Source organism: Myxococcus hansupus, from assembly GCF_000280925.3.
GTDB lineage: Bacteria > Myxococcota > Myxococcia > Myxococcales > Myxococcaceae > Myxococcus > Myxococcus hansupus.
On the sequence record NZ_CP012109.1, the window covers coordinates 6621986 to 6633710 of the forward strand.

At 67.3% G+C, this 11725-nt stretch carries 14 protein-coding genes; 6 read left to right on the top strand and 8 right to left on the bottom strand.

Features of this window, described 5'->3' with window-relative positions; translation table 11 throughout:
- Positions 1-12: 12 nt before the first annotated feature.
- The 5 genes from A176_RS25735 to A176_RS25755 all read right to left on the bottom strand — a co-directional run bounded on the left by A176_RS25735 (position 13) and on the right by A176_RS25755 (position 4631).
- Complete coding sequence (locus A176_RS25735; protein WP_044889428.1) at positions 13-423, bottom strand: hypothetical protein; 411 nt, start codon at positions 421-423, stop codon at positions 13-15.
- A gap of 69 nt (positions 424-492) precedes the next feature.
- Complete coding sequence (locus A176_RS25740) at positions 493-1923, bottom strand: DHA2 family efflux MFS transporter permease subunit (protein ID WP_002639263.1); 1431 nt, start codon at positions 1921-1923, stop codon at positions 493-495.
- Between the two features lie 89 nt (positions 1924-2012).
- Entirely contained in the window at positions 2013-2810 is a 798-nt protein-coding gene (locus A176_RS25745) for a hypothetical protein (RefSeq protein WP_002639264.1), read from the bottom strand.
- A 196-nt stretch (positions 2811-3006) separates the two neighbouring features.
- The gene (locus A176_RS25750; protein WP_002639265.1) at positions 3007-3843 is read right to left on the bottom strand and encodes an alpha/beta fold hydrolase; all 837 of its coding nucleotides are present in this window, start codon (positions 3841-3843) and stop codon (positions 3007-3009) included.
- 35 nt (positions 3844-3878) lie between these two features.
- Positions 3879-4631: a GntR family transcriptional regulator gene (locus A176_RS25755; protein ID WP_021781051.1), complete on the bottom strand. Its 753-nt coding sequence runs from the start codon at positions 4629-4631 to the stop codon at positions 3879-3881.
- A gap of 150 nt (positions 4632-4781) precedes the next feature.
- On the opposite strand from A176_RS25755, the gene A176_RS25760 reads away from it, so the two are divergent.
- The 4 genes from A176_RS25760 to A176_RS25775 all read left to right on the top strand — a co-directional run bounded on the left by A176_RS25760 (position 4782) and on the right by A176_RS25775 (position 7393).
- Complete coding sequence (locus A176_RS25760; RefSeq protein ID WP_002639267.1) at positions 4782-5651, top strand: fumarylacetoacetate hydrolase family protein; 870 nt, start codon at positions 4782-4784, stop codon at positions 5649-5651.
- A gap of 36 nt (positions 5652-5687) precedes the next feature.
- Positions 5688-6230, top strand: a complete 543-nt coding sequence (locus A176_RS25765; protein WP_044889426.1) for a VOC family protein — start codon at positions 5688-5690, stop codon at positions 6228-6230.
- Complete coding sequence (locus tag A176_RS25770; RefSeq protein ID WP_002639269.1) at positions 6227-6874, top strand: polysaccharide deacetylase family protein; 648 nt, start codon at positions 6227-6229, stop codon at positions 6872-6874. The genes A176_RS25765 and A176_RS25770 overlap by 4 nt, the downstream gene beginning before the upstream one ends.
- 129 nt (positions 6875-7003) lie before the next feature.
- On the top strand, positions 7004-7393 hold the full coding sequence (locus tag A176_RS25775; protein ID WP_002639270.1) for a hypothetical protein: 390 nt from the start codon (positions 7004-7006) through the stop codon (positions 7391-7393).
- Positions 7394-7429: 36 nt separating this feature from the next.
- Here A176_RS25775 and A176_RS40210 read toward each other — a convergent pair whose 3' ends face one another.
- The 3 genes from A176_RS40210 to A176_RS25790 are packed head-to-tail and all read right to left on the bottom strand — an operon-like array spanning position 7430 to position 10034.
- Positions 7430-7819 (bottom strand): hypothetical protein, encoded by a 390-nt coding sequence (locus A176_RS40210; RefSeq protein WP_021781050.1) that lies wholly within the window; start codon positions 7817-7819, stop codon positions 7430-7432.
- The gene (locus A176_RS25785; protein WP_082282833.1) at positions 7816-9606 is read right to left on the bottom strand and encodes a serine hydrolase domain-containing protein; all 1791 of its coding nucleotides are present in this window, start codon (positions 9604-9606) and stop codon (positions 7816-7818) included. Before A176_RS25785 ends, A176_RS40210 begins: the two co-directional genes overlap by 4 nt.
- A 32-nt stretch (positions 9607-9638) precedes the next feature.
- Positions 9639-10034, bottom strand: a complete 396-nt coding sequence (locus tag A176_RS25790) for a type II toxin-antitoxin system PemK/MazF family toxin (RefSeq protein WP_044889425.1) — start codon at positions 10032-10034, stop codon at positions 9639-9641.
- A gap of 155 nt (positions 10035-10189) precedes the next feature.
- Between A176_RS25790 and A176_RS25795 the strand changes: the two genes are divergently transcribed.
- Positions 10190-10774 carry a hypothetical protein gene (locus A176_RS25795; RefSeq protein WP_044889424.1) on the top strand — a complete coding sequence of 195 codons (585 nt, stop codon included), beginning with the start codon at positions 10190-10192 and terminating at the stop codon, positions 10772-10774.
- A 2-nt stretch (positions 10775-10776) separates the two neighbouring features.
- On the top strand, positions 10777-11691 hold the full coding sequence (locus A176_RS25800; protein WP_002639276.1) for a nucleotidyl transferase AbiEii/AbiGii toxin family protein: 915 nt from the start codon (positions 10777-10779) through the stop codon (positions 11689-11691).
- Positions 11692-11725: the final 34 nt, after the last annotated feature.

The following is an 11725-nucleotide window of genomic DNA, read 5'->3' on the forward strand; positions in this document are numbered from 1 at the left end:
CGCCGAGGAGGACTATGCGTCCTCCTCCTCTTCTTCGTCAGAGACGGGGTAGGCGGAGACGGCGAACCCGAGTCCCCGTTCCGCGAACCACGCGAGATCTCCAGGTGACAGCTCGACGCCATTCGTGAACTGGCGCTCGCTTCCAACGAACACCGAGATGTCCACGAGGCAGAAGACGGCCTGCCGGCGAAGCCCGTCCAGCATGGGCGTGAGCGCCTCCAGTTCCTGGCGCGCCATGGACAGCGCCTCCGCGCTCGTCTCCGCGTCGGCAAGGGTCATACTGAACCCTGAATCCTCAAGTACCTGGGACCGCTCCTTCTCGCCTCGCCGCCAGACCACATCCGTGTCGATGTTCGGGAAGCCTTGAAGAAAGGACTCCACATCGAACACCGGAGAGAAGGCTCTCAGCACCACAACGCTCATGCTTGCTCCCGCCAAAGGGGCGTCTTCCGGCTCGGCATCTTGCCATGAGCCTGGGTTCAGCGAACCGCGCTACCCAGACGTCGTGCCCTGTGCCTCCTGACTTCGGTGTTTGCGCACCGACAGGCTGAGCGGAACGGCCACCAGCGCGATGACCGTGGCCACCAGGTACACGTCATTGATGCCAATCACGAACGACAGCAATTGAACGCGGCCCGGGTCCGTCACGCCCTGCTGGACGAGCACCTCGGCCTCCCACGCCGAGAAGGTGGAGAGCAGCGACGTGAAGATGGCGATGGAGAACGCGCCGAACACGTTGCGCAGCCAGTTGCTGATGGCGGAGGCATGGCCACTGAGCTCGCGCGACAACTGCTCCATGCCCGCGTTGCTCGCCGGCATCATCGACAGGGAGATGCCCACGTTGCGGAACATCATCCACAACAGCACGTAGGTGTGGGAAATCTCCGGCGTCAGACGGCTCAAGGCGTAGGTGCCGCCGGCGATCATCAGGACGCCGACCGTCATCAGCGTGCGCGGGCCCAGGGGCGTGTACAAGCGGCCGACCAGCGGCATCAGGAGCGCCATCACCAGGGACGCCGGCAGCAGAATCAATCCCGTTTCGAGCGGCGTCGTGCCCTGGACTTGCTGCAGGAACAGCGGGATGAGGAAGGCGCCTGAGTACAGGCTGATGGTGATGATGCTCGCGATGATGAGCGTCACGACGTAACGCCCGTTCGCGAGCACCCGCAGGTCGAGCAGCGGCGCGTGGGTCCTCAACTGCCGGAGGACGAAGAAGACCAGCGACACCGTGCCCACGACGAACAGCGACAGCGTCTTCGCGTCGGCCCAGCCCCACTGCCGCCCCTGACTCAAGGCGAGCAGGAGGGACAACGTGCCCGTGATGACGGTGAGCAGCCCCGGCAGGTCGAACGCCTTCGGCACCTGCAAGCGGTAGTAGGGCACGGTCCGCACGGCCAGCGCGATGGCGACGAGGCCCAGCGGCACGTTGATGAAGAACAGCCAGCGCCAGCTTCCCAGCGTAATCAACCCACCCGCCAGGGTCGGCCCGAACGCGGGGGCCAGCATCGACGCCAGACTCCAGAGGCTCGCGGCCAACGCCTGCCGTTCCCTGGGCAGGAGCTGGTAGATGAGCGTCATCGTCACCGGCATGATGGCGCCGCAGAACGCGCCTTGCAGGAACCGGGCGGCCACGAGCGACCGGACATCCCAGGCCACACCGCACAGCATGGACGCCACGACGAAGCCCGCCAGGCTGGCCACGTACAGCCATTTGAAGCTGAAGCGGCCTCCCAGGTAGCCCGTGAGGGGCGCGCTCGTGCCCATGGCGAGCATGAACCCCGTCAACGTCCACTGCAGCGTGGCGAGGTCCGAGTCGAAGTGCCGCTGCAGCTCGGGGATGGCGAGGGTGATGGTGCTGGAGCTCAGCACGGACATGAACGACCCGGCGAACAGGCTGAACATGAACGGCCAGAACCGAGGCACGCTCGGCGCTTCCGATGGGTCCGTGGGCTGAGACACGACTCCGCCCTCTCCCACGGGAGGGAGCGGAGGTCAAAGGCGCCGTGAGGGCGCTAGCTGAGAACCGTGCGCAGGTTCATGGGGCCCGCGGGGACGCCCACGTCCTTGCCGGCCGGGTCATCCTGGGGCGTCTGCCACGCGTTGGCCTGCGTCACCGTCTTCCCGGTGGCCTCGTTGGTGATGGACATGTTGCCGCTGTGGCCCGCGGGGCTGATCTGACTGGTGTTGTAGCCGCTCCAGCCCGTGCCGGCGTTGCCGAACGTCGCCTCACCCCAGGTCTGACCGGAGTTCGCCCCGGGCTTCGCCGAGCCATCCTTCGACGCGCACCACGCCACGCTGCTGTTGCTGTCGAACGCCACCACCTGCGACTGGCCCGGCTGCAACGTGAAGGTCTTCGGCGTGCTCTTGTCGAAGTTCTGACCGTCGTTCGGGCCGCCCTTCTCGCCCACCTTGTTCCAGAGCGTGATGGTCTGCGGCGCGTTCGTGTCGTTGGTGAACGTGTTCGTGAACTTGAACTGGCCCTTCTGGCCCGGCTCGATGAGCTGCATGTTGCTGTTGTAGGGCGAGCCGGTGTTGTTGACGCTCAGCCACGGCTCGTTCACGTTGTAATTCGCCCCAGCGGACGGCGCGCCGAAGCCAGGGCCCGCCTCGCTGACAGACGAAGACGCCGCCGCGCGGCCAGCACCACGAGGAGGGCTGGCTTCGAAGGTGTCCGCCATCAACTTCTGCCACAGCGGCTGCGGCGCGGGCGCGCTCTTCCCGGCAGGCGCTTGAGCCTGAGCGGCGTTGAGGGGGGCGTTTCTCAACGAGGACGGAGAGCAGCACGAGCGGTTGAGGAGCGAGATGGACATGGCGGACTCCTGGGGACCGAAAAGGGGGCGTGCCCTGTCCCAAAGCAGGCGGCATGCCACCCGCCCTCACCTCTCCGCTGGTACACCCCTGCCTGGAAAATCCGTCACTTGGCGAGCGCGCGCCCGTGAGCGCGCAGCCCGGCCACGATGACGGCGGGCATCAACTGGTGACTCAGGTCACCACCCGCCGCGCGGCTCAGGCCGAAGCGTCCGCCACGAAGGCCGCCAGCGCATCCTCGAACGCCGTCGCCGCTTCCACGAACGGCAGATGCCCCACGCCCGGGAGCCACGTTCCCCGCTGCGAGCGCGCGCACGGCAACACCACCTCCGTGCTCATGGCCGGCAGCACCACCTGGTCGAGCTCACCGTGGAGCGTCGCCACGGGCCGGGTGCAGCGCTCCAGCTCCACCGAGTAATCCTCGGCCCGCGAGAGCAGCGCGCGCCGGACGTTCGGCGGTACACGCAACATGGCCTGGACGCCCGCATCGACCCGCGACGGGTCCAACGGACGCGCGGAGCACGCCTCGACGAAGGACCGCGCCGTGGATTCATAGACCGCCGGGTCCTCCGACATCAGGCCCCGAGCGTTGGACATCATCCCCGGTCCGAACAACGCCCGCGCGGGCTTGCCCGTCTTGAGCGCCGCCGCCACGAAGAAGAGTCCCCCCAGCCCCGCGTCGCCCCGCTGCCGGAGGTAGTCGCCAACCACGACCCCACCGTACGACCACGCCACGACGACGGGCCGCACCAGCCCCAACTGCCCGATGACCGCCTCCAGGTCCCCAGCGAAGTGGCTCCCCTCCAAATAGGGCGTGTCACCTTCGGGCTTGTCTGAATCACCATGCCCGCGAAGGTCGATGGCCACGAGGCGATGGCGCTGGGCCAGACGCCCGGTCAGGACGCCCTCCCAGCTCTGCCGGCTCTGCGCGAGGCCATGGACGAAGAGCACGGAGGGAGCATCCGACGGTGGCCCCGACTCACTCACCGCGAGCCGGACACCCCCAGAGCCTTCGACAAAACGCGTGCGCACCATGATGGCTCAGCCAGTACGCGCATGCAGGCGGAGCGTCAATCCTTGGAGCGAGGACTCCGGACTTTTGTCGGCAAAGCAGCCTCAGGCGTGGGCGCCACCGTGTGCAGTCCCGGATGGCCCGCGAGGACACGCTCGGTGGTCCTGGCGATGTGCTCGGTCAGGAGCGCGCAGGCCCGCTCCGCGTCGCGCTCCAAGGCGACCTTCACCAGCGCCGCGTGCTCGTCCTCCACGTTCCGCCCGGCCTTGCCGTACGCCTGCGAAAGCCGACGATAGCGCTCGCTCTGGTCGAACAAGGTCGCATGGAACTTGAGGAGCCAGGGAGAACCACACGCGCTCAGCAAGGTCGCGTGAAAGCGCGCATGCTCCAGCTCCCAGGTGTCATCGAGCGTCCCACTGCCCGACGCTGGAGCCCGCCGCTGAAGCCGGTGGAGGGCCGCCGTCACCTCGCCCTCCCAGGCGATGTCCCCCTGCGCGATGGCGCCGCGCAGCGCGAGCGTCTCGATTTGCTGCCGCGTCCGCGTCAGGTCCAACAGGTCGGCCCGGGAGATGGGCGCGACCCGGAAACCGCGCTGGTCCACGATGGTGACGAGCCCCTCGGAGGCCAACCGGCAGCACGCCTCACGCAGCGGCGTCCGCCCCACGCCATAGCGCGGCGCCAGGTGTTCGAGCCGCAGCTTCTCCCCAGGCGGCAACACGCCACGAAGGATGTCACCGCGCAGCCGGTCCACGACCGCGGATGCCAGCGTGGGCTCGGACGCCGGGCCAGGAATGCGGGCTGGAGCAACCATCGAGTTCCTCACGAATTCGCGACCTATACGACACCGTGCAGAATTGACACAAGGCGTCGAACTGAATGCAAACTCAATTTTGTCGACATTCGGTTGAGCTCGCGAGTCACTCCCGCTACCTTGGCGCGCGGACGACGGAGACCAGCGACCATGCGGATTGCTTCGATTTCGGTGAAGGGTGAGCCTGCGCTCGGTGTGCGCACGCCGGGTGGGATGATCAACGTGACGGCGCTCGACCCGTCGCTCGGAAGCTCGCTCCGTGCCCTGCTCGAGCGTGGCCCTGACGCACTGAAGGCGCTCGCCGCACGGGTGGCGGAGGCGTCCGGACAGCAGGTCGTCGCGGACACGGAGTTCCGCTACCGGCCGCTCGTCCCGGAGCCGGGCAAGTTCCTCTGCCTGGGGTTGAACTACGTCGCCCATGCGTCGGAGGCCACCTACGAGACGCCGAAGCACCCGGTGGTCTTCACGCGGCTGCCGTCGAGCCTCATCGCCCATGGGGAGCCGCTGGTGGTGCCCACGTGTTCGGAGCAGCTCGACTACGAAGCCGAGCTCGCCGTGGTGGTGGGCCGCACGGGGCGCAACATCCCGAAGGAACGCGCGCTGGAATGGGTCGCCGGCTACACACTTTTCAACGACGGCTCGATTCGCGACTACCAGAAGCGCACCCACCAGTGGACGCTTGGAAAGAACTTCGATGGCACCGGGCCGCTGGGCCCGGAGCTGGTCACGCCGGATGAGCTGCCCGAGGGCGCGCGCGGTCTGCGCATCCAGATGCGCGTCGGCGGCGAGGTCCTCCAGGACGCGACCACCTCCGACATGATTTTCGACGTCGCCACCGTCATCGCGGACCTCTCCGTGGCCATGACGCTTCAACCGGGAGATGTCATCGCCATGGGCACCCCCAGCGGTGTGGGTGCCGCGCGGAAGCCGCCGCGGTTCCTCCGCGACGGGGACCTGTGCGAGGTTTCCGTCGAAGGCGTGGGCGTCTTGCGCAATCCTGTCGCCCGGGCCGCGGAGTGAGCTCGAGTCGTTGAGGACGTAACCCCTGGAGGAAGAATGTCCACGCAAGCGAAACTGCCAAGCAGGCTTCACCACACGGCCTACGTGACCAAGGACCTCGAAGCGACGCGGAAGTTCTACGAGGACTTGATTGGCCTGCCCCTCGTCGCGACGTGGTGCGAATCGGACGAGCTGTTCGGCGCCGTCCGGACGTACTGCCACACCTTCTTCGAGCTCGCCGATGGGAGCGCGCTCGCGTTCTTCCAGTTCGAGAAGCAGGAAGACCAGGCGCTCTTCGGGCCGCAGATGCCGGAATCGCCGTTCCATCACATCGCGCTGAATGTCGACCAGGACGCGCAGCACGGCATCGAGCAGCGCCTGCGAGGCGCCGGCTACACGGAGCCCGACATGTACGTGCTCGAGCATGGCTACTGCCGCTCGCTCTACGTGAAGGACCCGAACGGGATGATTGTCGAGTTCACGCACGACAGCCCCCAGGCCGTGGGCAACGACCACGTCCAGGCTCGCCGCGCCAGGGCGCACAAGGAGCTGGCCCGCTGGCTCTCCGGAGACCGCACATCCAACAACGTGTTCCGGTGAGCCTCCTCACGCTGTCGTTCGACAACGGGCCGGATCCCCACGTCACGCCCAGGGTGCTGGACATCCTGGCGTCGCACCGCATCACCGCGCAGTTCTTCGTGCTGGGAAAGCACCTCGTCACGGACGAGGGCAAGCGGCTGGTTGCCCGCGCCCGGGATGAGGGGCATGTCGTTGGGAATCACTCCTTCACGCATGCCATCCCGCTCGGGGAGGACACGCGTCCGGACGCGGTGGAGGCGGAGATCGCCGCGACGGATGCGCTGGTCGCGCCGCTGGTGCCCACGCCGAAGTGGTTCCGCCCCTTCGGGGGTGGCGGCAAGCTGGGGCCCCATCTCCTGAGCCCGCGCGCCGTCGAGCATCTGCGGCAGCACCAGTACACGTGCGTGCTCTGGAACAGCGTTCCAGGGGACTGGTTGGATCCCAAGGGCTGGCCGGAGAAGGCGCTCGCGGATTGCGCGGCACAGGCCCACACGCTGATGGTGCTGCACGACATCCCAGATGCCTGCCTCGAAGGGCTCGACGGATTCCTCCACCGGGCCAAGGCGCTGGGGATGCGCTTCACCACGCGGTCCCCGCCGGAATGCCTGCCCATCGTCGATGGCCACATCGCCAGAGACATCACGGGCCTTGTCGCGGGCACATGAAGCCCACAGGTGGTGGGACGCCCGGCAGGACCGGGCGTCAGCCGCCCCCTTTGTAATCCCATACGGGACCTGAGCCGCCATCCGCGCCTCATCGCGCCGTTGGCCGCAGGCGCAGTGTATCCTCGGGGCATGCTGAGCCCCGACGACTACACCCAAGCTGCCCTGGATGCCCAATACCATCTCCAGGTGGAGATTGACCGCGTGGTGCTTCCCTCAGCGGTAAGAGGCGAGGCCCTCGTTGAAGGCCGCGTCGCACGTGTCTTCCGAGGGGAGCCGACGCTGCGAGATTCACCCATCGCCTTCAAGGTGAACAGTATCCGCAAGGGTGCCAGCATTCCTCCCAGTGGGATTCGCTGGCAGATTGCCGAAGAGCTGGAGCGGGCCGTGGCGATGGAGGCCTATCTCAACCGGAGCGACTCCGGCGAGTACGTGGTCGCCAGTTCGCAATGCTTCCTGCTCGACGCCGTGACGGACACCCCGACGCGGCTCATCACCCAGAAGGACCTGCGGTTACGATAAGACGAAGGCCCCAGGTGACGAACTCGGGCCCGGCGCCTATCGCGGTGGTGCCGACCAGCCCGGCCCGACGGAAAACTCATAGTCGAGGCGCACCAGTTGCCCCTCTTCCACCACGAACTCCGTGCATCGCTCGAACGTCGTGCAGATTCGATAACGCCCAGGCTCCAGCGCGACCTCGTAGAAGCCCTCACGGGTTGACGTCACCGACCCCACGTCCGTCTCTCCGGGGAGAGCGAGAAGCGAAAAGGTCATCGACATCGGTCCGGTATCGCACTTCCCGGTACACACATCATCGGCATAGGTCGTCAGACCAAAGACGCCCTGGGAGATGGACAGGGAGTCCAAGGGATTGGAATCACCACACGCCATGCCCCCGATGGCCAGCACCGGGAGGACCGCCAGAAGCAATGAAAGACGCTGGGTCATGGCGTCACTCTATCGTCCGAGACCGCGCTGAGGATGAACCGTGGCAGGAGGTCCTCCCGGAACTTCCGCCACAAGGCCACGTGGTTGTAGTTGGCGGCGGTGAACATCACGACGAGGTCCAGTTCGGGGACAACCATGACGAGCTGCCCTCCGTTCCCGCTGGCTTCGTACTGGGCGTACACCTTGTCGCCAACGCGCAGCTCATGGCGCCACCAAGTGTAGCCATACGTACGGCCATCCCCCATGGTCGCCTGGTTCGCCGTGGAGCGCTCCACCCAGCCCTGGCTCACCACCCGCCGGCCATTCCACACGCCCCTGGCCAGGTAGAGCTGCCCCAGCTTCAGGGCATCCCGGGGACGCATGTAGATGCCGCCGCCCAGGTACTGCTCTCCGGACGGCATCAGGTTGATGTGATGACCGCGCATCTGGAGCGGCGTGGCCACGTACTTCTCGAAGAACTCCGGAATCCACATCCGGGTCGCGTTGCGCAGCACACCACCCAGCAGGTTGATGTTCGCGGAGCAGTACACCGCGCCTAATCCGGGCGCGCGCGTCATCGGCAAATCCAGCGTGTACTTGTACCAGTCGGGAACGTCGTCCTCGAGCCGGTCCTCGTTACCAGGGGAGTCCGGGTCGTCGTCGTCGCAGGCCAGTCCCGGCGACATGGTCATCAGGTGCGCGACCGTGAGCTTGCGCTTGCGCGCGTCGAGGTTCGCGATCCGCCCCTTGTACTCGGGGAACATCGAGACGACGGGCGTGTCCACGGTGAAGGCCGCCCCCTGGTCCAGCGCGATGCCTATCAACAGGGAGGCATACGACTTCGCGGCCGAGCGCAGGTCATGGGGCCGCTCCTTGTCGAACCCCTGGTAGTACTCCTCGACCACCAGCTTTCCGTGCCGCGCGATGAGCAACCCCTGGATGGCGGGCGCGGGCTCCGGCCCCGGCTCCTGGTCGAGGATGCGCTGCACCAACTGGCGGATGGGCTTCGCATCCAGCCCTACCTCCGCCAGGGAGGCCGTGCTCCAACCGTCGTCCTCCTGGATGGGCCGCTGGTAGACGTAGGCGCCCGTCGCGGGCGTACGCGAATAGAGGCCCACGGCCTGATTCCTGTCCCGGCGGGTGAAATCGAACGTCATCCCCAGCGAGGGATGGCGCAGCGACAGCAGGCCCTCGCGCGCGTCGAACGTGCCTTCAATGTTCACCTTCCCAGACGTGGACGTCAGGCGAACCGCGTTGCCCTGGAGCGACACCTGGAACGTCAGGCGGCTGCCGAAGCTCCGCTCGGGGTTCCGGATGAACGCACTCACGGCGCCGTCCGGCTGCTTCTGGACCACCAGGTACAGCGAATACCGGTCCACCAGCGGCGCCACCTGTCCCCGCCAGACATCCGCGCCGAGCGGCCGCAACACCACCGGGGTCGCGAACTTCATGCCGCTCATCCACAGGCGAGGCTGAATCCAATGGCCGGTGATGGCCTGACCGTCCCCTGCCCAGGCGCCGCGAAGCTCACCCTGCCCACCAGGAAGCACGACGGAGACCTGCTTCCCGCTCACCCGTGCGGGCACCTCGAAACCACTGATGCGCGCGCGCCACGTGCCCTCGCCGCGAACCAGCGTCAATTCACCTTGGACCTGTGGCCCGAGCACCTGCTCACTGCCCCACGTCCCCACCAGTTGCTCCGCGGGGGACCCAGGTGCGGCCGCCGCACCGACGAGCCAGGGCACGAGCCCCAAGACGACCCAGAGCCCCACACGCTGCCCACCCACCCCGCGACGATGCATGTCCATGGACGCCGGACACTAGCGCAAGGCCCCCGGGCCTATCGGCGGAAGAAGGACACCTGCTGGAAGCGCAAGCCAGCGAGAATCTGCTCCACCCGCGCATCGGAGAGTCGGCCGATGCGCTCACCCAACCGCGTCTTCTCCACCGAGGAGATCTGCGACACGACGACGACGCTCTGCCTGGGAAGGTCCGCCTCGCCCGCGTCGAGCAGCACGTTGCCGGGTTCTCCCGCGCGGTGCAGGTTCGACGTCAGCGCGCACACCACCACGGTGGTGATGCGCGAATGGTTGAAGACATCGTCCTGAACCACCACGTGAGGATGCGAGTAGCCGGGCGCGGGGCCTCGCGAGTCATCCGGGGCCAGCCAGAACACATCGCCCCGGTGGATCGGCTCGGGTGCCGTGCCCGAAGGTGCATCTGCGTCCGTCGTCATATCGCGCTCGCGTAGGGGCTCCAGCGGGGCATCCGTTCCCACCCTGCCATGCACCCTGGCCGGAGTCATCCCCGCGTCAGAACGGAAGAACATGCTCCGTGAGTGGGAACCGGGCCCAGAAGCCCTCCCGTCCACAGTCCCGAGGACCGTCGGTCATGCACTTGGAAACGCATCTCACCCTCGCCCTGTCCCCTGGAATGGAGTCCCTGCTCCGTGGCTGGGCGGCCGGGCGCGGCGTGAAGATGCTGTGCATCGAGCTGGCGAGCGGCGTGGCCCCACGGCAGGTCATGCTGACGCTCCACGGCGACTCCAGCGTCGACGAAGCCCGGCGGCGCGCCGAGGCGCTGACGCATGAGGTGCAAGGCCTCTGCGATGCGAAGACCTGCCGCATCAAGGTCGAGTCGCGCTGGTCCGAAACGCGGACAGAGACAATGACGCCCGCCTACCTGGAGCACCACGTCCGCGTGGCCACGCGTGACCTGGTGGCCTTGGAGCGGCTCGCCGCCGCGCAGGCGGCCCACCTGTCTCGCAACGCCTACAAGACCTTTCCCGATGGCATCCAGGAGCGCTTCCTCACCCAGCGCTTCGGCCCCTCGGACAGCCAGCGCATGGCGGCGGAGTTCCAAACGCTCCTCTCCGCGCTGGAGCGCGAGGGATTCCCCGTGACGAAGGTCGAGCGCGAGTGCGTGCTCTTCGACGACAACCTCGCCCTCGATGAGGGCTGGCTGAAGGAGACATAACGATGAACCCACCCAAGATGCCCGTTGATTGGCGAAAACACTTTCCCAAGGGATACGAGCCCGACAGCACCCGGACGGACGTGTTCGACCCGGCGTTGCGGCACCACGGCCGCGCGTTCATCAAGGGCCCGCCGCGTTTCGAGGCTCCGGAAGAGGAAGCCCGATTCAAAACCGCACGCGCCCGGGTCCTCCGGAAGTGCCTCGCCGCCATTGGACATGCGCCCGTGGGAGACCGGCTCGTCGCGCGAGGCAGCGCGGTGCTCGAGGTCTGGTACCGCGAGCGCGCCCGGCCCGCGAAGGACCTCGACGTCGTCGTCACCCCCGCGAGCGTGCTCCCGGCGTCGGAGGAGGGCCTGCGACTGCTGAGCGACCTCACCCTGGCCATCACGGACGTGTTGCGGCTGGAAGGCACCAACCTGGACCCGGCGACCATTCCCGTCGATGACATCTGGACGTATGAGCGCGCCGAAGGCCGGCGACTCACGTTTCCATGGTTCTGGGAAGGCCGTGTCCGGGACACGGTCCAGGTCGACATCGTCTTCAACGAACCGCTGCTGACCGCGCCCCTCGCGCTCACCGTGGAGGGCGTACCGGTCCGGGTCGCATCGAAGGAGGAGTCCCTCGCCTGGAAGCTGCTCTGGCTCGCGGACGACAGCTATCCCCAGGGCAAGGACCTCTACGACGCCGTCCTCCTCGCGGAGAACGCGCCGCTGCCGCCAGGACTGCTCCAGCGCGTCTTCGAGGCGAAGGACGGCGCCTGCTGGCGCGACGCGTTCAACCAGGGCGAGCTCCACTCCCACACCGAGGTGGACTGGCCGAACTTCGCGCTCGAACACCCCACGCTGGCGCAGGGAGACGTCACGTCCTACTGGGCGCGGCTGAAAGCGGCGCTCCTGCGCCACGCCGACGTCACGTGAGCGTCGCCGCGGGCCGCGCCACGCGGAATCCATC

Excerpts from the sequence above, each read along its gene's own strand:
- A176_RS25735 (WP_044889428.1), bottom strand. The coding sequence starts at position 423 with ATGAGCGTTGTGGTGCTGAGAGCCTTCTCTCCGGTGTTCGATGTGGAG.
- A176_RS25745 (WP_002639264.1), bottom strand. The coding sequence starts at position 2,810 with ATGTCCATCTCGCTCCTCAACCGCTCGTGCTGCTCTCCGTCCTCGTTG.
- A176_RS25750 (WP_002639265.1), bottom strand. The coding sequence starts at position 3,843 with ATGGTGCGCACGCGTTTTGTCGAAGGCTCTGGGGGTGTCCGGCTCGCG.
- A176_RS25755 (WP_021781051.1), bottom strand. The coding sequence starts at position 4,631 with ATGGTTGCTCCAGCCCGCATTCCTGGCCCGGCGTCCGAGCCCACGCTG.
- A176_RS25760 (WP_002639267.1), top strand. The coding sequence starts at position 4,782 with ATGCGGATTGCTTCGATTTCGGTGAAGGGTGAGCCTGCGCTCGGTGTG.
- A176_RS25765 (WP_044889426.1), top strand. The coding sequence starts at position 5,688 with ATGTCCACGCAAGCGAAACTGCCAAGCAGGCTTCACCACACGGCCTAC.
- A176_RS25775 (WP_002639270.1), top strand. The coding sequence starts at position 7,004 with ATGCTGAGCCCCGACGACTACACCCAAGCTGCCCTGGATGCCCAATAC.
- A176_RS40210 (WP_021781050.1), bottom strand. The coding sequence starts at position 7,819 with ATGACCCAGCGTCTTTCATTGCTTCTGGCGGTCCTCCCGGTGCTGGCC.
- A176_RS25785 (WP_082282833.1), bottom strand. The coding sequence starts at position 9,606 with ATGGACATGCATCGTCGCGGGGTGGGTGGGCAGCGTGTGGGGCTCTGG.
- A176_RS25790 (WP_044889425.1), bottom strand. The coding sequence starts at position 10,034 with ATGACGACGGACGCAGATGCACCTTCGGGCACGGCACCCGAGCCGATC.
- A176_RS25795 (WP_044889424.1), top strand. The coding sequence starts at position 10,190 with ATGCACTTGGAAACGCATCTCACCCTCGCCCTGTCCCCTGGAATGGAG.
- A176_RS25800 (WP_002639276.1), top strand. The coding sequence starts at position 10,777 with ATGAACCCACCCAAGATGCCCGTTGATTGGCGAAAACACTTTCCCAAG.